The following is an 18,664-nucleotide window of genomic DNA, read 5'->3' on the forward strand; positions in this document are numbered from 1 at the left end:
CTTATCATTTCGTTTCAAAAAACAAAAAAGCAGCCCGCAAATGCGGACTGCTTAAGACATCGATTACTCGACGATTTCTGTTACCGAACCAGCACCTACAGTACGGCCACCCTCACGGATTGAGAAACGTGTTCCGTCTTCGATCGCGATTGTAGAAATCAATTCGATCGTCAACTCGATGTTGTCTCCTGGCATTACCATTTCAGTACCTTCTGGAAGGTGAACGATACCTGTTACGTCAGTTGTACGGAAGTAGAACTGCGGACGGTAGTTCGCGAAGAATGGCGTGTGACGGCCACCCTCTTCTTTAGAAAGAACGTAGATTGAAGCTTTGAATTTAGAGTGCGGAGTGATTGTACCTGGTTTAGCAAGTACTTGTCCACGCTCGATGTCTTCACGTGATACACCACGGAGAAGAGCACCGATGTTGTCGCCAGCTTCAGCATAGTCAAGAAGCTTACGGAACATCTCTACACCAGTACATACAGTTTTCTTAGTTTCTTCTGTAAGACCAACGATTTCAACTTCGTCGTTGACGCGGAGAACACCACGCTCAACACGACCAGTCGCTACAGTACCGCGACCAGTGATTGAGAATACGTCCTCAACTGGCATCATGAAGTCTTTGTCCGTGTCACGAACAGGCTCAGGGATGTACTCATCAACTGCGTTCATGAGTTCCATGATTTTTTCTTCCCACTGTGCTTCGCCGTTAAGCGCGCCAAGTGCTGAACCTTTGATTACAGGGAGGTCGTCGCCTGGGAAGTCATATTCAGAAAGAAGTTCACGGATTTCCATCTCAACGAGTTCGAGAAGCTCTTCGTCGTCAACCATGTCAACTTTGTTCATGAATACTACGATGAAAGGAACACCTACTTGACGTGAAAGAAGAATGTGCTCACGTGTTTGTGGCATTGGGCCATCTGTTGCCGAAACAACGAGGATCGCGCCGTCCATTTGTGCAGCACCAGTGATCATGTTTTTAACATAGTCAGCGTGACCTGGGCAGTCAACGTGTGCGTAGTGGCGTTTTTCAGTTTCGTACTCGATGTGAGCTGTTGCGATTGTGATACCGCGCTCACGCTCTTCTGGAGCACCATCGATTGCGTCAAACTTTGTAGCTGTTTTCCCTTGTGCTTTTGAAAGTACAGCTGAAATCGCTGCAGTCAAAGTTGTTTTACCGTGGTCGACGTGGCCAATTGTACCAACGTTAACGTGCGGTTTAGAACGGTCGAATTTTTCTTTACCCATTCTAGATTCCTCCTCTATAGACAATTAATTTTTTATTTAACTAGGAAGACGTAGGCTACTTTTAACATACGTCCTCCTTAGCTTACAACAATCATTTCAGCGTTACAACCGTTATTAGCCGTTCGCTTTTTTGATGATTTCTTCTGCAATTGACTTCGGTACTTCTTCGTAGTGGTCGAAGTGCATCGAGTACGTTCCACGTCCTTGCGTACGTGAACGGAGTGACGTTGCATATCCGAACATTTCCGAAAGTGGAATCATCGCTTTAACGACTTGTGCGTTACCGCGAGCTTCCATACCTTCTACGCGTCCACGGCGTGACGTGACGTCACCCATGATGTCTCCCAAGTATTCTTCTGGGATGACAACTTCAACACGCATCATTGGCTCAAGGATGACAGCTTTCGCTTGTTCCTTAAGTTGTTTGACCGCCATCGAAGCAGCAACTTTAAACGCCATCTCGTTCGAGTCGACATCGTGGTACGATCCGAAGACGAGGGCAGCTTTAACGTCAACTACTGGGTAACCAGCGAGGATACCGTTTTCGAGAGCTTCTTGAATACCGTTTTGAACAGCCGGTACGTATTCACGTGGAACAACACCACCGACGATCTTGTTCTCAAATTCGAATCCAGCACCTTCTACGTTCGGTTCGAATTCAACGACAACGTGACCGTACTGACCGCGTCCACCCGATTGACGTACGAATTTCGAATCGATCTTCGCAGCGCTACGGATTGTCTCACGGTAAGCAACTTGTGGTGCACCGACGTTTGCTTCGACTTTGAATTCGCGACGCATACGGTCAACGAGGATATCAAGGTGAAGCTCACCCATACCAGAGATGATCGTTTGACCAGTCTCTTGGTTTGTTTCAGTGCGGAAAGTTGGATCCTCTTCTGCGAGTTTCGCGAGGGCTTGACCCATCTTGTCTTGGTCTGCTTTCGATTTAGGCTCGATTGCGACCGAGATAACCGGTTCTGGGAATGTCATTGACTCGAGAACGACGTTGTCTTTCTCTGAGCAAAGTGTGTCACCAGTCGTTGTATCTTTAAGACCAACAGCAGCGGCGATGTCACCAGAAAATACCATTGGAATTTCTTCACGGCTGTTTGCATGCATTTGAAGGATACGACCGAGACGCTCGCGCTTCCCTTTAGTCGAGTTCTTCACATACGAACCAGCTTGTGCTGTACCAGAGTACACACGGAAGAATGTCAATTTACCGACGTAAGGGTCAGTCATGACTTTGAACGCAAGTGCCGAGAACGGCGCTTCGTCAGAAGGTTCACGCGTGATCTCTTCTTCTGTATCGAGGTTGATTCCTTTGATTGACTCGACATCAACTGGTGATGGGAGGTAATCAACAACAGCGTCCAACATCAATTGAACACCTTTGTTTTTAAAGGCCGAACCTACAAGTACAGGGTAGAATTCAACGCTAAGTGTTGCTTGACGAATACCAGCTTTGAGTTCTTCGATTGAGATCTCTTCGCCTTCGAGGTATTTCATCATCAAATCTTCGTTGTAATCCGCAACGCCTTCGATCAAGCGACCACGAAGTTCTTCAGCTTGGTCAGCCATATCAGCTGGGAAGCCTTCTGTTACTTCGATGTCAGTACCGAGGTCGTTCGAGTACATGTATGTCTTTCTTTCGACGAGGTCGATGATTCCTTTGAATTCATCTTCTGCGCCGATTGGAAGTTGGATTGGGTGTGCGTTAGCGTGTAAACGTTCGTGAAGTGTTTTCACCGAGTACATGAAGTCCGCACCAATCTTATCCATCTTGTTGACGAATACGACACGTGGAACACCGTATGTTGTCGCTTGACGCCATACAGTTTCTGTTTGTGGTTCAACACCTGACTGAGCGTCAAGTACAGCAACTGCGCCATCAAGTACACGGAGTGAACGTTCAACTTCAACTGTGAAGTCTACGTGTCCAGGTGTATCGATGATGTTTACACGGTGGCCATTCCACTGTGCAGTCGTCGCTGCAGAAGTGATCGTGATTCCACGCTCTTGCTCCTGCTCCATCCAGTCCATTTGTGAAGCTCCTTCATGAGTTTCACCAATCTTGTGGATACGACCTGTGTAATAAAGAATACGTTCAGTTGTAGTCGTTTTACCGGCATCGATGTGAGCCATGATCCCGATGTTACGAGTATTCTTTAGGGAGAATTCTCTTGCCATACTGGGTATTCTCCTTCCGCATGTGTTTTTCGTGTGCTGGCACACGATATGATTATACCCGAAAGCCACTCCATTAAGCCACCGCTTGGTGACGTGGAGTGGTCTTTACGTTTAACTTACCAACGATAGTGAGCAAACGCTTTGTTCGCTTCTGCCATCTTATGCATGTCTTCGCGTCTCTTAACAGAAGCACCAGTGTTATTGGCTGCATCCATGATTTCATTCGCGATACGTTGCTCCATCGTCTTCTCGTTGCGGAGACGAGCGTAGTTCACGAGGTAACGAAGACCAAGTGTCGTACGGCGTTCTGGACGAACTTCAACAGGAACTTGGTAGTTTGCTCCACCTACACGGCGAGCTTTAACTTCAAGTACAGGCATGATGTTTGTCATTGCTTCTTCGAACACTTCCATAGGCTCTTTGCCTGAGCGTTCAGCGATGAGACCAAATGCGTTGTAAATGATAGTTTGAGCTGTACCTTTTTTACCGTCTAACATGACACGGTTAATGAGGCGAGTTACCAATTTCGAGTTGTAGATCGGATCTGCGATAACGTCACGACGTTCTGCACGGTTTTTACGCATCCGAGTACCCTCCTTTCAAAATTTCAGTAGTTTAGTTTGCGAGAATTACTTCTTCGCAGCTTTCGGACGTTTCGTACCGTATTTAGAACGGCCTTGCATACGTCCGTCCACACCTGCAGTGTCAAGTGCACCACGAACGATGTGGTAACGTACTCCTGGTAAGTCTTTTACACGTCCTCCGCGGATAAGAACAACGCTGTGCTCTTGAAGGTTGTGGCCAATACCTGGAATGTACGCAGTCACTTCGATTTGGTTAGTCAAACGAACACGGGCATACTTACGTAACGCCGAGTTCGGTTTCTTCGGAGTCATTGTACCAACACGTGTACAAACACCACGTTTTTGTGGTGAGCTCACGTTTGTTTGTGACTTGATGAAACTGTTGTAACCTTTGTTAAGTGCTGGAGAGTCAGATTTAACGACTTTCGATTTGCGTCCTTTACGGACTAACTGGTTGATAGTAGGCATCTTTGAAGATCCTCCCTTCCTGAATTATGCTATTTTCTAGACCCACCGACCCGGGTGGTTCATTTAAGGTCATAACGAAACGCTTTTACGAGGCGTAGGCATTCCATGACCTCGCAAAAACGTGAGTTATACCTTGAAAGTGGCAATAATAGCAGCCAAACCTTTCCGTAGAAAGATCGGTTAACGTCCAAGTAGCTTGCCGACTGCTGGACACCATTGTCATCGACAACAACCGATTGGCGGCACTAAATCATAGTAGCACCGCCAAAGAGTGCTGTCAAGACGTTTTTACTCGACGTTCGCGTCTTCGAGGACGGCTTTCGACGCATCTTCTTTAAGTTTAACGTCACGGTATACCGGCATCCCTGTACCAGCTGGCACGAGTTTACCGATGATGACGTTCTCTTTGAGTCCGAGAAGATAGTCGCGTTTGCCTTTGATGGCAGCGTCTGTCAACACGCGAGTCGTTTCTTGGAACGAAGCGGCCGAGAGGAACGAATCTGTCTCAAGCGACGCTTTCGTGATTCCGAGAAGGACCGGTTTCGCCGTTGCTGGGCTCTTACCTACGCGAAGTACGTCTTTACACGCTTCTTTGAAGACGCCGATATCGACGAGTGAACCAGGGAGAAGTGGCGTGTCACCTGACTCGATGACTTTGACGCGACGAAGCATTTGGCGAACCATGACTTCGACGTGTTTGTCGCCGATTTCTACCCCTTGCATCCGGTATACTTTTTGAACTTCTTGAAGAAGATAGTTTTGGACACCAGACACACCACGGACGGTGAGCAATTCTTTCGGATCGATCGAACCTTCCGTGAAGACTTCCCCGGCATCTACCGTGTCGCCGATCTGAACGCGTAAACGCGCTCCGAACGGAATCGTGTACGTACGAGTCTCACTGAGTCCTTCGACCGTGAGTTCCCGCTTGTCACGCGACTCGGTAAAGTCGATGACCGTACCAGGAATTTCCGAGATGACCGCTTGCCCTTTCGGGTTACGAGCCTCGAATACCTCTTGGATACGTGGAAGACCTTGCGTGATATCATCTCCGGCTACCCCACCTGTGTGGAAGGTACGCATTGTAAGCTGCGTTCCTGGCTCACCGATTGATTGCGCGGCGATGATTCCGACTGCTTCGCCAACTTCAACGTTCGAGCCAGTCGCCAAGTTGCGGCCGTAGCACTTCTTACATACGCCGTGTGACGTGTTACATGTGAAGGCTGTACGGATTTCAACTCGTTCGATACCAGCGTCGACGATGTCGCGGGCGATATCTTCTGTGATCAATTGGTTCTTCTCAATCATGACTTCACCCGTTTCCGGATGTGCCACTGTCTCGAACGCTGTACGGCCGACGAGGCGGTCATACAAGTTTTCGATTTCTTCCGTGCCTTCGCGGAGAGCGGCAACGCGGATTCCGCGGTCCGTTCCACAATCTTCTTCACGGATGATGACATCTTGGGCAACGTCGACGAGACGACGCGTCAAGTAACCTGAGTCAGCCGTTTTAAGGGCTGTATCGGCAAGACCTTTACGCGCACCGTGCGTCGAGATGAAGTATTCTTGAACCGTCAGTCCCTCACGGAACGACGATTTGATTGGAAGTTCGATGATGCGGCCAGATGGAGCGGCCATCAAACCACGCATCCCTGCGAGCTGCGTGAAGTTGGACGCGTTACCACGGGCACCTGAGTCAGACATCATGAAGATCGGGTTCAAGCGGTTGAGGGATTTCATCAATCGCGATTGAATCTCGTCCTTCGCTTCGTTCCAAGAGCGTACAACGCGCTCGTAACGCTCATCTTCAGTGATGAGACCACGACGGAACGACTTCATGATTTGGTCGACTTGAGTTTGCGCTTCATCAAGGATTTCTTGTTTGTCCGGAAGAACGATGATATCGGCGATTCCGACCGTCACACCCGCTTTAGTCGAGTGTTTGAAGCCGAGATCTTTCATCCGGTCAAGCATGCGGCTCGTTTCAGTCGTTTCAAACTTCTGGAACACTTCCGCGATGACTTTACCAAGGAATCCTTTTTTGAACGGTTCGATGAGTGGACGTGCGGCAATTTCTTCCGCGACGTTGGCACCTTTTTCGATGAAGTACTTATCAGGCGTTGCTTCCTGCAAGTTTTCCATCGTCGGTTCGTTCAAGTATGGGAACGTGTTCGGCAAGATCTCGTTAAAGATCATCTTACCGACTGTCGTGATTAACATTTTCTCATTTTGCTCCGCTGTGAACGTCGGGTTGTTGAGCGTACGTGCTGGAAGGGCGACACGTGTATGCAAGTGGACGTATCCATTTTGATACGCGATGAGCGCTTCGTTGACGTTCGACAAAATTTTCCCTTGTCCGATGGCATCGTCGCGTTCAAGCGAGATGTAGTAGTTACCGAGGACCATATCCTGCGATGGTGTAACAACTGGTTTACCATCTTTCGGGTTCAAGATGTTCTGTGCAGCGAGCATGAGGAGACGAGCTTCTGCTTGCGCTTCGGCTGAAAGTGGTACGTGGACCGCCATTTGGTCACCATCAAAGTCGGCGTTGTAAGCCGTACATACGAGTGGGTGTAGACGAATCGCACGGCCCTCGACGAGAATCGGTTCGAAAGCTTGAATCCCTAGACGGTGAAGTGTAGGGGCACGGTTCAAGAGAACCGGATGCTCACGAATGACTTCTTCGAGGACGCCCCAGATTTCTGGTTGCATCTTCTCAATTTTGCGTTTGGCGTTCTTGATGTTCGACGCGATCCCGCGACCGACAAGTTCTTTCATCACGAACGGTTTGAAGAGTTCAAGGGCCATCTCTTTCGGGAGACCACATTGGAACATCTTCAAGTTCGGTCCAACGACGATAACCGAACGTCCTGAGTAGTCGACCCGTTTACCAAGAAGGTTTTGACGGAAACGACCTTGTTTCCCTTTCAACATATGTGAAAGCGACTTAAGTGGACGGTTACCTGGACCTGTTACCGGACGACCACGACGACCGTTGTCGATGAGGGCGTCAACCGCTTCTTGAAGCATACGCTTCTCGTTTTGCACGATGATGTTCGGCGCGCCGAGATCGAGCAAACGTTTGAGACGGTTGTTACGGTTGATGACTCGACGATATAAATCGTTCAAGTCAGAAGTCGCAAAGCGCCCACCGTCGAGCTGCACCATCGGGCGAAGCTCAGGTGGAATGACAGGAAGTACTTCGAGGATCATCCAATCTGGATCATTCCCCGACGTGAAGAACGCATCGAGCACTTCAAGACGTTTGATCGCACGTGTACGACGTTGGCCTTGAACTGTCTTCAATTCTTCGCGGAGTTCTCCGACTTCCTTCTCGAGTTGTACGTCTTGAAGGAGTGTCCGGATCGCTTCCGCACCCATGTCTGCTTTAAAGTCACTACCGTACTTCTCACGGTAGAGACGGAATTCTTTTTCCGAGAGAAGTTGTTTCTTCTCGAGCGGAGTGTCACCTGGTTCTGTCACGACGTACGACGCGAAGTAGATTACTTCTTCGAGCGCACGCGGTGACATATCGAGAACAAGCCCCATTCGACTTGGAATCCCTTTGAAGTACCAGATGTGCGAAACCGGAGCCGCGAGCTCGATGTGGCCCATACGTTCGCGACGCACTTTCGCTTTCGTCACTTCAACGCCACAGCGGTCACAAATGACTCCTTTATATCGGATTCGTTTGTATTTCCCGCAGTAACATTCCCAGTCTTTCGTAGGACCGAAGATTCGTTCACAGAACAGTCCGTCCTTCTCTGGTTTGAGTGTACGATAGTTGATTGTTTCCGGCTTTTTGACTTCCCCGTAAGACCACGAACGGATCTTTTCGGGTGAAGCCAAGCCGATTTTCATATATTCAAATCGATTAACATCTACCAAGGGGCCGACCTCCCTTTTCGCCTTATTCCTCTTCCGTAACAGTCGGTTGAACGACTTGTTCTAACGCCGATGTTGCGTTCGGGATGTTGTCGTCATCTTCATCTTTCATTTCAACTTCTTCGTCGTCCACAGACATCATCTTGACTTCCATACCGAGCGCTTGAAGCTCTTTGATCAAGACGCGGAACGATTCAGGAACGCCCGCTTTCGGAACGCTCTCGCCTTTCACGATTGCTTCGTATGCTTTCACACGACCAACCGTGTCATCCGACTTGATTGTAAGGATTTCTTGGAGCGTGTAGGCTGCGCCGTACGCTTCAAGTGCCCAAACTTCCATCTCACCGAAGCGCTGTCCACCGAACTGTGCTTTACCACCGAGCGGTTGTTGCGTAACGAGCGAGTATGGTCCTGTCGAACGAGCGTGAAGTTTATCATCAACCATGTGCGCAAGTTTGATCATATACATGACACCGACCGAGACGCGGTTATCGAACGGTTCACCAGTACGACCGTCATAGAGACGAGTCTTGGCATCTTTGTCCATTCCAGCTTCTTCAATCGTTGCCCATACGTCTTCTTCACGTGCGCCATCGAATACAGGTGTCGCCACTTTGATGCCGAGCTTTTTAGCCGCCATTCCAAGGTGGAGTTCAAGTACCTGACCGATGTTCATCCGCGATGGTACACCGAGTGGGTTAAGCATGATGTCAATCGGTGTGCCGTCTGGCATGTATGGCATGTCTTCTTCAGGGAGGATCCGCGAGATAACACCTTTGTTACCGTGACGTCCCGCCATCTTATCCCCTTCGTGAATCTTACGTTTTTGAACGATGTAGACACGAACCATTTGGTTCACACCTGGTGAAAGTTCGTCGCCGTTCTCACGGTCGAACACCTTGACGTCCAAGATGATGCCGTCGCCGCCGTTTGGTACACGGAGTGACGTATCACGGACTTCACGGGCTTTCTCACCGAAGATCGCATGCAAGAGACGCTCTTCCGCCGTCAGTTCAGTTACACCTTTAGGCGTGACTTTCCCGACGAGGATATCGCCATCTTTCACTTCCGCACCAATGCGGATGATCCCACGATCGTCCAAGTTGCGAAGCGCGTCATCACCGACGTTCGGAATATCACGTGTGATTTCCTCAGGTCCGAGTTTCGTGTCTCGTGACTCTGACTCATACTCCTCGATGTGAATCGAAGTGTAGACGTCATCTTTCACGAGGCGCTCACTCATGATGATCGCATCCTCATAGTTGTAACCGTCCCAAGTCATGAAGGCGACAACGACGTTACGGCCGAGCGCGAGCTCACCCATATCCATCGATGGACCGTCAGCAAGGATTTCTCCTTTTTCGACTTGGTCACCAGCAGCGATGATCGGCTTTTGGTTATAGCACGTTCCTTGGTTCGAACGAACGTACTTTTGAAGTTTGTAGCGGTCAAGGTCACCTGAAACCGTTGTTCCGTTCACGTCAGACGTGCGGCGGACCAAGATTTCACGCGCTGTGACACGCTCGACGACACCTGGGTATTTCGCGATAATCGCGGCCCCAGAGTCTTTCGCTGACACGTACTCCATACCAGTACCGATAATCGGCGAGTCAGGTTGAAGGAGTGGTACAGCTTGACGTTGCATGTTCGCTCCCATGAGGGCACGGTTCGAGTCATCGTTCTCAAGGAACGGGATACATGCTGTTGCCGCAGAAACAACCTGTTTCGGCGAAACGTCCATGTAGTCGACTCGACTTGGCTCAACTGACAAGTTTTGTCCGCGGAAGCGGCAAAGGACTTGCTCGTTTGCAAAGTAACTGTCTTCAGTGAGCGGCATGTTCGCCTGGGCGACGACGTAGAGATCTTCTTCATCCGCCGTCATATATTGAATCTCGCTCGTGACGAGACCTGTTTCTGGGTCGACTCGGCGGTACGGTGTCTCAATGAAACCGTACTCGTTTACTTTCGCAAAAGATGAAAGCGAGTTGATGAGACCGATGTTCGGTCCTTCAGGTGTTTCGATTGGACACATCCGACCGTAGTGCGAATAGTGAACGTCTCGAACTTCGAAGCCGGCACGCTCACGTGTCAAACCACCCGGTCCGAGTGCAGAGAGACGACGCTTGTGCGTGAGCTCTGCGAGCGGGTTTGTTTGGTCCATGAACTGTGACAACTGCGAGCTACCGAAGAACTCTTTCAGCGATGCGATTACCGGGCGGATGTTAATCAGCGCCTGTGGTGTGATCGCATTTTGATCTTGAATCGACATCCGTTCTTTTACGACACGTTCCATACGAGAAAGACCGATACGGAATTGGTTTTGGAGAAGTTCTCCGACTGAACGAAGACGACGGTTTCCTAAGTGGTCGATGTCATCTGTTGTTCCGACTTCGTGAAGTAAGTTGAAGAAGTAGTTGATCGATGCAATGATATCCGCTGGTGTGACGTGCTTGATGCTACGGTCGATGTTGCCATTACCGATAATGTTCAAGACACGCTCTCCATCCGGGTCATCTGGTGAGATGACTTTAATCGATTGGAGACCAAACGGCTCACCTTCAGCAACGCCGCCAGTTGGCTCAGCGTCCATGTAACCGAGACCGTTTTCCAAATGCGGAAGGACGCGGTCTAAGTTGCGACGGTCGAGGATTGTTCCAGCTTCGGCGATCACTTCGCCTGTCTCTGGGTCAACGAGCGTCTCGGCCAATTTCTGACCGAAGAGACGGTTTTTAAGATGAAGTTTTTTGTTCATCTTATAACGACCAACGTTTGCGAGGTCGTAGCGTTTCGGGTCGAAGAAACGTGAGACGAGAAGTGATTTTGCGTTTTCAACCGTTGGTGGTTCACCAGGGCGGAGACGCTCGTAAATCTCGATCAACGCTTTCTCTGTCGACTCGGTATTATCTTTTTCAAGGGTGTTCCGAAGATATTCATCATCCCCGAGAAGGTCGATAATTTCTTGGTCCGTACCAAATCCGAGAGCACGCAACAACACCGTTACCGGGATCTTACGGGTACGGTCGATACGAACATAAACGATATCCTTAGCATCTGTCTCAAGTTCGAGCCATGCTCCACGGTTCGGGATGACTGTCGCACCGAAACCACGTTTACCGTTTTTATCGAGTTTAGAATTGTAATAGACGCTCGGCGAACGAACAAGCTGGGAAACGATGACGCGTTCTGCGCCGTTAATAATAAACGTTCCCGATTCTGTCATAATCGGGAAATCACCCATGAATACTTCTTGTTCTTTAAGCTCACCTGTCTCTTTGTTTTGCAGACGTACTTTCACGCGCAATGGCGCAGAATAAGTGACGTCGCGCTCCTTCGAGTCATCAATCGAATATTTCGGCTCGCTAAGCGAGTAATCGATGAACTCAAGCACGAGGTTTCCAGTGAAGTCGGAGATTGGCGAAATGTCGGTAAACATCTCTTTCAATCCTTCACGTAAGAACCACTCATAAGAAGCAGTTTGAATTTCAATCAAATTCGGAAGCTCTAATACCTCACTGATACGGGCAAAGCTTCTTCTCTGACGGTGACGACCGTACTGAACAAGTTGACCAGTCAACTGATTCACCTCTCAGACCCCCAATTCTCTATCGAATTTTTCGGGCGTAATAATCGAACATTGTCATTGAATGTCGCCCTTTTTCCGCGTCTAAAAAGCGGCAAACGCGGCAATTCAAGGCGAATTCCATTCCAATGGCATTTTATAATGTTAGCATATACGTTATAGCGAGTCAACAAGACTCAACCGTTTGTCAAGAGCGAATTGCCCGGAAAATAAAATAGCCTTTGTCTTTGGCAACCGTCTCGACCTGACCGAACACATCTTCAAGCAACTTCTTAGCAGAAGGCGCTCCTTGTTTCTTTTGAATGACGACGTAGAGTGCCCCGCCCATGACGAGATGCGCGTACGCATCTCTTAAAATCGTGTGAACCACTTGCTTCCCGGCCCGAATCGGCGGATTGGTCACGATAGCGGCAAATTGCTCGCCTCCGACTCCATCATATGCGTGGCTAAGCCGTGTTTCGATCGTCACCCCGTTTTGGGCGGCGTTTTGCTCTGACAAGGCAAGCGCTCGTTCGTTCACGTCGACGAGAAGCGCTTCACGCCCAGAGGCGTCGGCAAGCGAGATCCCCATCGGACCGTAGCCGCAGCCTACATCTAAAATGCGACCTTCAACTTCCGGCACTTCAAATGACTCGATTAAGAGACGTGACCCAAAATCGACCGATCCTTTCGAGAACACGCCGCGGTCCGAGGTGAAGCGATACATCTTCCCTCGCAACTCATACGTCCACGTCTCAGGGGCACTTTTCGAACTCGGATCGTTCGTATAGTAATGATCTCCCATGCATTGAACCTCCTAACCCACTCTTCAAGGAAATAAAAGAAGCTCGCCATAGCGAGCTTCTATACGTTGTGAAGTAAAAGTTAGATTACTTAACTTCGACAGATGCGCCAGCTTCTTCAAGCTTAGCTTTAACTGCGTCTGCATCTTCTTTAGAAACGCCTTCTTTGACTGGAGCCGGAGTTCCGTCAACGAGTGCTTTTGCTTCTTTAAGACCGAGGCCAGTAAGTTCACGTACTGCTTTGATTACGTTGATCTTACCAGAACCTGCGCTTGTGAGGATTACGTCGAATTCAGTTTGCTCTTCAGCTACTGCTGCGCCTGCACCTGCTGCTGCTACTGGAGCTGCTGCTGATACGCCGAATTCTTCTTCGATTGTTTTTACGAGTTCGTTAAGTTCGAGAACCGTCATTGATTTGAGGTCTTCGATGAATTGCTCTTTGTTGAAAGCCATTATGGTTTTCCTCCTTTGATGTTGTAAAAAGTTTTTTTACGCTACGCGACAAAGATTAAGCAGACTGCTCTTCTTTTTGTTCTGCGATTGCGTTTGTTGCGATTGCGAGCCCGCGGATCGGAGCTTGAAGGACGCTGAGAAGCATCGAGAGAAGACCATCGCGTGATGGAAGTTCTGCAAGGGCTTTAACTTCTTCGAGTGAAGTTACTTTGCCTTCGATGATTCCGCCTTTAAGTTCGAGCGCTTTGTGCTCTTTTGAGAAGTCGTTCAAGATCTTCGCTGGAGCAATAACGTCTTCTTTCGAGAACGCGATTGCAGTAGGACCTGTGAAGACTTCATCGAGACCGTCATAACCAGACTGAGTCGCCGCGCGACGAAGGAGACCGTTTTTGTATACTTTGAACTCGATTCCAGCGTCACGAAGTGTTTTACGGAGTGTAGTCACTTCTTCAACTGTAAGTCCACGGTAATCAACAACGATCGTTCCAACGCTTGCTTGCATTTTCTCAGCGATTTCATCAACGAGTACCGATTTCTGAGCTACGATTTTTTCGCTTGCCATGTTTGTGCACCTCCTAGTCAATTCTTATACCGGACGAGAGGCTGCTCTCCAAAAAGAAATCCCTCGTATGAAGACATACGAGGGCGTAATTGTTTGAAAGTAAACCTGTGACAACAGGCTCAAGTTCGAGCAAAGACACCTCGGAAGGGTTTACGGACCGATGTCCACCTTCTGTCTGCGGTAATCCAACATATTCGGTTGAACGTGTTTTACTTTAACAGCGGCATCACACGTTGTCAACAGTTTATTTCAAGTGAATTACTTGATGAAATCGGCAGTTGCGACACGGATACCAGGACCCATTGTCGAAGAAAGCGCGATGTTTTTGAGGTAAGTTCCTTTTGCAGTAGCAGGCTTAACTTTCATGAGTGTCTCGAGGATAGTCTCGATGTTCTCAGAGAGTTTTGTTGCTTCAAATGACTTCTTACCAACTGGTACGTGGATGTTACCGGCTTTATCAACACGGTACTCAACTTTACCAGCTTTGATGTCCGCGATTGCTTTCGCAACGTCGAACGTGACTGTGCCTGTTTTCGGGTTAGGCATGAGGCCTTTTGGTCCGAGAACGCGACCGAGTTTACCAACTTCACCCATCATGTCAGGTGTCGCAACGATAACATCGAAGTCGAACCATCCTTGTTGGATTTTAGTGATGTACTCAGCATCGCCGACGAAGTCAGCGCCAGCCGCTTCAGCTTCTTTAACTTTTTCGCCTTTTGCAAAGACGAGAACTTTTTGTGTTTTACCAGTACCGTGTGGAAGTACAACGGCACCGCGGATTTGTTGGTCCGCTTTCTTCGGATCTACGCCGAGACGGACAGCAATTTCGATTGTTTCATCGAACTTAGCTGTTGCAGTTTTTTGAACGAGTTCAACCGCTTCTGCGAGGTCGTAAGACTTCGTGCGATCAACAAGCTTAGCTGCTTCTTGGTGTTTTTTACCCATGATTCTTTTCCTCCTTGTGGTTAGCGGAATTTCCTCCCACATAATGAAGGGATTGAAGGTGAGCAAAATATGCACCGACAATCCCAGAGACTAATAAATTAGTCTTCGATTACAATACCCATACTGCGCGCAGTACCTTCAACCATAAGCATCGCTGTTTCTACAGACGCTGCGTTAAGGTCAGGCATTTTAAGTTCAGCGATTTCGCGAACTTTATCACGCTTAACCGTTGCTACTTTCTTACGGTTCGGTTCTCCTGAACCGCTCTCGATACCAGCAGCTTTTTTCAAAAGAACTGCAGCTGGTGGAGTTTTCGTAATGAATGTAAACGAACGATCTTCGTATACCGTAATGACTACAGGAATAATCAATCCGGCTTGGTCTTGTGTACGAGCGTTGAACTCTTTACAGAATCCCATGATGTTAACACCTGCTTGACCAAGTGCTGGACCAACTGGTGGTGCTGGGTTAGCTTTACCAGCAGGGATTTGAAGTTTAACGAGTTTAGTAACTTTTTTCGCCACGAGACACACCTCCTTAAGTCTAAAATGTGGTTTCTTGGACGTTGTGCGCCCTCCCACTCAATCTATTAGGTCGAGTTTGTACTGAAATATAGCACAACATCAAACATTTCCGATTGTACCATCCGTTTCCGAGAATGGCAAGTGGGTTTTAGTTAATTTTCTGAACTTGTTCGAAATCAAGCTCAATTTTTGTTTCGCGGCCGAACATGTCGACGACGACTTTGAGCTTCTCTTTGTCAGTTTCGATCTCATCAATCGTACCTTCAAAGTTCTCGAACGCGCCTTCTTTGACACGAACGAGATCGCCAAGCTCATAGTTATAACGGTCTTTCTTCTCAATCAGACCCATCTGCGAAAGGACGTTCGTCACTTCGTCAGGCTGGAGCGGGATCGGCTTGGCGCCGCCCCCGGTTGATCCGAGGAAGCCCGTTACGTTTGGCGTGTTACGAACAACATACCATGAATCGTCTGTCATAATCATCTCGACGAAGACGTATCCAGGGAAGTTTTTCACTTCACGCTCTTTAATTTTCTTTTCGCCACTCTTCAACGTGACTTCTTCTTGCGTTGTTTCGGTCGGAACGAGGACGCGGAAAATTTTATCTTCCATGTTCATCGAACCGATTCGACGTTCTAGGTTTTCTTTGACATTGTTCTCAAAGCCAGAGTACGTCTGGACAACAAACCATTGTTTCTCCACGGCTTTCACCTCTTTCCTTAGTTAATCAATAGGTTGACGAGATAACTGACACCAGTATCTACGCCGAACACGAACAGGCCGATCACGACGACCGTCGCGATGACTGTGATGGTATATTTTGTGAGCTCTTTACGAGTCGGCCAACTCGTCTTCTTTAACTCTTTCCATACATCGCGCAAAAAGTTCATGGTAGCTTCCTCCTACGTTGAATGCCAATCTACGTTACTTTGATTCTCGATGTGTTGTATGCGCATTGCAACGACGGCAGAACTTGTTCAGCTCGAGCCGCGTCTGCACATCATCTTTCTTGGTCGTCGAGTAAACTCTTGACCCGCAATCCGCGCACTCGAGACTTACTTTCTTTGCCATCCATAAGCGCCCCTTTCGACAGCTCCATATTAAAAAAGAGCGAAAAAAAAACGCCTCCTGTAACTGGCGTCTACGGACAAGGCGCTGCCTTAAAAGTATCACATAGGAGGCGTGCGGTCAATACGAGTTAACTCGTCAGCATTTTAACGTCAACGTGCCGCTCGAATTTTTTCTTCACGCGCTGTAAGGCGTTATCGATCGACTTCACATGACGGTCAAGGTCGTCAGAGATTTCTTGATACGAACGACCATCTAAATAAAGACGAAGCACTTTTCGTTCCAAGTCACTGAGGAGCTCATCCATCTTCTCTTCCATGAACAGTTGTTCTTCCCGCGTGACGAGCAAGTCTTGCGGGTCGTTCGGATGCGGGGGCAAGATCACGTCGAGCAACGTCCGGTCAGACTCATCGTCAAAGATCGGCTTGTCGAGCGAGACGTATGAGTTGAGCGGAATATGTTTCTGACGCGTCGCCGTCTTAATCGCCGTGATCATCTGACGGGTGATACACATCTCGGCAAAACTCTTAAACGAAGCGAGGCGTTCATCCCGATAGTCACGCACGCCTTTATACAGACCGATCATTCCCTCTTGGACGATATCCTCGTGGTCGGCGCCGATCAAAAAGTAAGACCGCGCCTTCGCCCGCACGAAGTAACGGTAACGTTCAATCAAAAACTCGAGCGCATCACTATCCCCTTCATTCCGCGCTAGAGAGACGAGCTCTTCGTCTGACATCGTTTCAAACTGCTCGTATGGCCATCCGTTCATGTTTCATACCCCCCGGCTATTGATAATGAACTATGTAAGTTAGTGCTCTTATTATAGGCGTCATACAAAACGACCGTCAAATAAATTTCAAAAAATTCCGTCAATTAGATATGGTGTAACTTATACAACTAATAGTATACAACATTTCTTTCCAAAAAAATGTCAAATTAAAAACAAAAAAACGAGTCCATTGTATGAACTCGTCAGTGAGAATCCTCACCGTTCGACTTACGGCGCCGCATTTCTTCAAAACGGGCCATGACGTCAGGCGGGATATCGATTGTTTTTCGATTGGACCGGTCGCTCGCGAGCGTCTGACGCTCTTGCTCAATCGCCACTTTCGCTTGCTTCCAATCCTTTAATAGTTCGGTCGCCGGGACACGGAGGGCACCTTGACCGAAGATGACCCATTGCTCGGTAAAGTCGTTTGTGGCGACGAATAACGTCACTAAACGATCGTCCACGAGTTCATGGGCTCGCCGTTCGATCCACTCATCCGCCGTTTCGTTCTCCTTCGTATAGACGACCTCGACCCGGCTCCGCTTCTGGATCGATTCGCGCCCATAGCGCATGTGGGCATCAAAGACGACCGTCACCATGCGGCCTGTGGCGGCCTGATACTCGGCCATCGCTTCAATCAAGTCATTTCGAGCTTGATCGAAGTCGATGTCCCGCAGTTTTCGAAGATGCGGCCACGCCCCAATGATGTTATAGCCATCGACGAGGAGTAATTCTCGCTTTTTCAGGCTCATGATAACGGATTACGAGAGCGATGCACCTCATACAGAAGAAGTGCGGCTGCGACCGAAGCGTTGAGCGACGTGACATGACCGACCATCGGCATATGGACGAGGAAGTCACACGCCTCGCGCACGAGACGGCCCATCCCTTTCCCTTCGCTGCCGATGACGACGACGAGTGGCATGTTCCCATCGAGCCGACGATAGTCTTGACTCTCACTCGCGTCAGTTCCGACGATCCACATCCCTTTTTCTTTCAATTCTTCGAGCGTCCGCGTCAAGTTCGTGACACGCGCGACCGGGATATATTCAATTGCTCCCGTCGAGGCTTTCGCGACGGTTTGCGTCAAGCCGACCGAGCGCCGTTTCGGAATGATGACTCCATGGGCGCCGACCGCGTCAGCTGTCCGTAAAATCGATCCCAAGTTGTGCGGGTCCTCTAGCTCATCGAGCAAAATAAAGAGCGGTGTCTCCCCTTTAGACTCGGCCAGCGCGAACATATCGTCAAGCGTCTTATACTCGTAAGCCGCAACGGCCGCGACGACGCCTTGATGGTGTTCACTGCCAGCCATTTTTTCAAGCTTCGTCTTCGGGACGAACGAGATCTGTACCGAGGCCTCATTGGCCATGCCGATAATTTGGGCGAGCGGCCCTTTGTGCTGCCCTTCCATGATAAAGACTTTGTTCATATCCCGTCCGCTCCGAAGCGCCTCGATTACTGGATTACGTCCATATAAGAAATCGATGCCTTCTTCAAGGACGTCAACTTCTTGATAGTCCGGGCGTTCCGGCTTTTGACGGTGCGGACGGTCGCCCCGTTCGCCTCTCGGACGGTCGAACGAACGCTTATCGTTCGCTC

17 protein-coding genes and 1 other annotated feature are annotated in these 18,664 nt (G+C 49.0%); all 17 genes read right to left on the reverse strand.

All coding sequences use genetic code 11. The features are described from left to right. Window positions 1-63: 63 nt before the first annotated feature. The 17 genes from tuf to rlmB all read right to left on the reverse strand — a co-directional run bounded on the left by tuf (window position 64) and on the right by rlmB (window position 18,551). On the reverse strand, window positions 64-1,251 hold the full coding sequence (tuf, locus tag EVJ26_RS12730; protein ID WP_131458638.1) for an elongation factor Tu: 1,188 nt from the start codon (window positions 1,249-1,251) through the stop codon (window positions 64-66). Between the two features lie 114 nt (window positions 1,252-1,365). Continuing rightward, a complete protein-coding gene (fusA, locus tag EVJ26_RS12735; protein WP_070329247.1) occupies window positions 1,366-3,444 on the reverse strand; it encodes an elongation factor G in 2,079 nt (692 codons plus the stop codon). A gap of 116 nt (window positions 3,445-3,560) precedes the next feature. Then, on the reverse strand, window positions 3,561-4,028 hold the full coding sequence (gene rpsG / locus EVJ26_RS12740; protein ID WP_016508928.1) for a 30S ribosomal protein S7: 468 nt from the start codon (window positions 4,026-4,028) through the stop codon (window positions 3,561-3,563). A gap of 45 nt (window positions 4,029-4,073) precedes the next feature. Then, window positions 4,074-4,496, reverse strand: a complete 423-nt coding sequence (gene rpsL / locus EVJ26_RS12745) for a 30S ribosomal protein S12 (RefSeq protein WP_012727683.1) — start codon at window positions 4,494-4,496, stop codon at window positions 4,074-4,076. Window positions 4,497-4,784: 288 nt separating this feature from the next. After that, a complete protein-coding gene (rpoC, locus tag EVJ26_RS12750; protein ID WP_070329248.1) occupies window positions 4,785-8,384 on the reverse strand; it encodes a DNA-directed RNA polymerase subunit beta' in 3,600 nt (1,199 codons plus the stop codon). A gap of 22 nt (window positions 8,385-8,406) precedes the next feature. Next, window positions 8,407-11,955, reverse strand: coding sequence for a DNA-directed RNA polymerase subunit beta (gene rpoB / locus EVJ26_RS12755; protein WP_070329266.1), 3,549 nt, complete (start codon window positions 11,953-11,955; stop codon window positions 8,407-8,409). A gap of 193 nt (window positions 11,956-12,148) precedes the next feature. Further along, entirely contained in the window at window positions 12,149-12,745 is a 597-nt protein-coding gene (locus tag EVJ26_RS12760; protein WP_131441633.1) for a class I SAM-dependent methyltransferase, read from the reverse strand. A gap of 85 nt (window positions 12,746-12,830) precedes the next feature. Continuing rightward, window positions 12,831-13,196 carry a 50S ribosomal protein L7/L12 gene (gene rplL / locus EVJ26_RS12765; RefSeq protein ID WP_070329250.1) on the reverse strand — a complete coding sequence of 122 codons (366 nt, stop codon included), beginning with the start codon at window positions 13,194-13,196 and terminating at the stop codon, window positions 12,831-12,833. 55 nt (window positions 13,197-13,251) lie between these two features. Further along, a complete protein-coding gene (gene rplJ, locus EVJ26_RS12770; RefSeq protein WP_070329251.1) occupies window positions 13,252-13,758 on the reverse strand; it encodes a 50S ribosomal protein L10 in 507 nt (168 codons plus the stop codon). A gap of 45 nt (window positions 13,759-13,803) precedes the next feature. Next, window positions 13,804-13,957: a sequence feature (ribosomal protein L10 leader region), on the reverse strand. A 59-nt stretch (window positions 13,958-14,016) separates the two neighbouring features. Next, a complete protein-coding gene (gene rplA / locus EVJ26_RS12775) occupies window positions 14,017-14,703 on the reverse strand; it encodes a 50S ribosomal protein L1 (protein WP_083274148.1) in 687 nt (228 codons plus the stop codon). Window positions 14,704-14,801: 98 nt separating this feature from the next. Next, window positions 14,802-15,227: a 50S ribosomal protein L11 gene (rplK, locus tag EVJ26_RS12780; RefSeq protein WP_070329252.1), complete on the reverse strand. Its 426-nt coding sequence runs from the start codon at window positions 15,225-15,227 to the stop codon at window positions 14,802-14,804. A 148-nt stretch (window positions 15,228-15,375) separates the two neighbouring features. Then, window positions 15,376-15,927 carry a transcription termination/antitermination protein NusG gene (nusG, locus tag EVJ26_RS12785; RefSeq protein ID WP_016508920.1) on the reverse strand — a complete coding sequence of 184 codons (552 nt, stop codon included), beginning with the start codon at window positions 15,925-15,927 and terminating at the stop codon, window positions 15,376-15,378. 17 nt (window positions 15,928-15,944) lie between these two features. Next, on the reverse strand, window positions 15,945-16,115 hold the full coding sequence (secE, locus tag EVJ26_RS12790) for a preprotein translocase subunit SecE (protein WP_012727692.1): 171 nt from the start codon (window positions 16,113-16,115) through the stop codon (window positions 15,945-15,947). 34 nt (window positions 16,116-16,149) lie between these two features. Further along, a complete protein-coding gene (gene rpmG, locus EVJ26_RS12795) occupies window positions 16,150-16,296 on the reverse strand; it encodes a 50S ribosomal protein L33 (RefSeq protein ID WP_083274150.1) in 147 nt (48 codons plus the stop codon). A gap of 127 nt (window positions 16,297-16,423) precedes the next feature. Next, window positions 16,424-17,065 carry an RNA polymerase sporulation sigma factor SigH gene (gene sigH, locus EVJ26_RS12800; RefSeq protein ID WP_070329253.1) on the reverse strand — a complete coding sequence of 214 codons (642 nt, stop codon included), beginning with the start codon at window positions 17,063-17,065 and terminating at the stop codon, window positions 16,424-16,426. Between the two features lie 203 nt (window positions 17,066-17,268). After that, the gene (locus EVJ26_RS12805) at window positions 17,269-17,817 is read right to left on the reverse strand and encodes a YacP-like NYN domain-containing protein (protein ID WP_070329254.1); all 549 of its coding nucleotides are present in this window, start codon (window positions 17,815-17,817) and stop codon (window positions 17,269-17,271) included. Then, window positions 17,814-18,551, reverse strand: a complete 738-nt coding sequence (gene rlmB, locus EVJ26_RS12810; protein ID WP_035386115.1) for a 23S rRNA (guanosine(2251)-2'-O)-methyltransferase RlmB — start codon at window positions 18,549-18,551, stop codon at window positions 17,814-17,816. Before rlmB ends, EVJ26_RS12805 begins: the two co-directional genes overlap by 4 nt. Between the last annotated feature and the right edge of the window lie 113 nt (window positions 18,552-18,664).

This window comes from Exiguobacterium sp. SH3S1, from assembly GCF_004337105.1.
Classification (GTDB): Bacteria; Bacillota; Bacilli; order Exiguobacteriales; family Exiguobacteriaceae; genus Exiguobacterium; species Exiguobacterium aurantiacum_A.

Bases quoted from the DNA above. Each gene is read 5' to 3' on its own strand.
- rpmG (WP_083274150.1), bottom strand. From the start codon at position 16,296: ATGGCAAAGAAAGTAAGTCTCGAGTGCGCGGATTGCGGGTCAAGAGTT.
- secE (WP_012727692.1), bottom strand. From the start codon at position 16,115: ATGAACTTTTTGCGCGATGTATGGAAAGAGTTAAAGAAGACGAGTTGG.
- rpsG (WP_016508928.1), bottom strand. From the start codon at position 4,028: ATGCGTAAAAACCGTGCAGAACGTCGTGACGTTATCGCAGATCCGATC.
- rpsL (WP_012727683.1), bottom strand. From the start codon at position 4,496: ATGCCTACTATCAACCAGTTAGTCCGTAAAGGACGCAAATCGAAAGTC.
- rplA (WP_083274148.1), bottom strand. From the start codon at position 14,703: ATGGGTAAAAAACACCAAGAAGCAGCTAAGCTTGTTGATCGCACGAAG.
- sigH (WP_070329253.1), bottom strand. From the start codon at position 17,065: ATGAACGGATGGCCATACGAGCAGTTTGAAACGATGTCAGACGAAGAG.
- EVJ26_RS12760 (WP_131441633.1), bottom strand. From the start codon at position 12,745: ATGGGAGATCATTACTATACGAACGATCCGAGTTCGAAAAGTGCCCCT.
- rplL (WP_070329250.1), bottom strand. From the start codon at position 13,196: ATGGCTTTCAACAAAGAGCAATTCATCGAAGACCTCAAATCAATGACG.
- rplJ (WP_070329251.1), bottom strand. From the start codon at position 13,758: ATGGCAAGCGAAAAAATCGTAGCTCAGAAATCGGTACTCGTTGATGAA.
- fusA (WP_070329247.1), bottom strand. From the start codon at position 3,444: ATGGCAAGAGAATTCTCCCTAAAGAATACTCGTAACATCGGGATCATG.
- EVJ26_RS12805 (WP_070329254.1), bottom strand. From the start codon at position 17,817: ATGAGCCTGAAAAAGCGAGAATTACTCCTCGTCGATGGCTATAACATC.
- tuf (WP_131458638.1), bottom strand. From the start codon at position 1,251: ATGGGTAAAGAAAAATTCGACCGTTCTAAACCGCACGTTAACGTTGGT.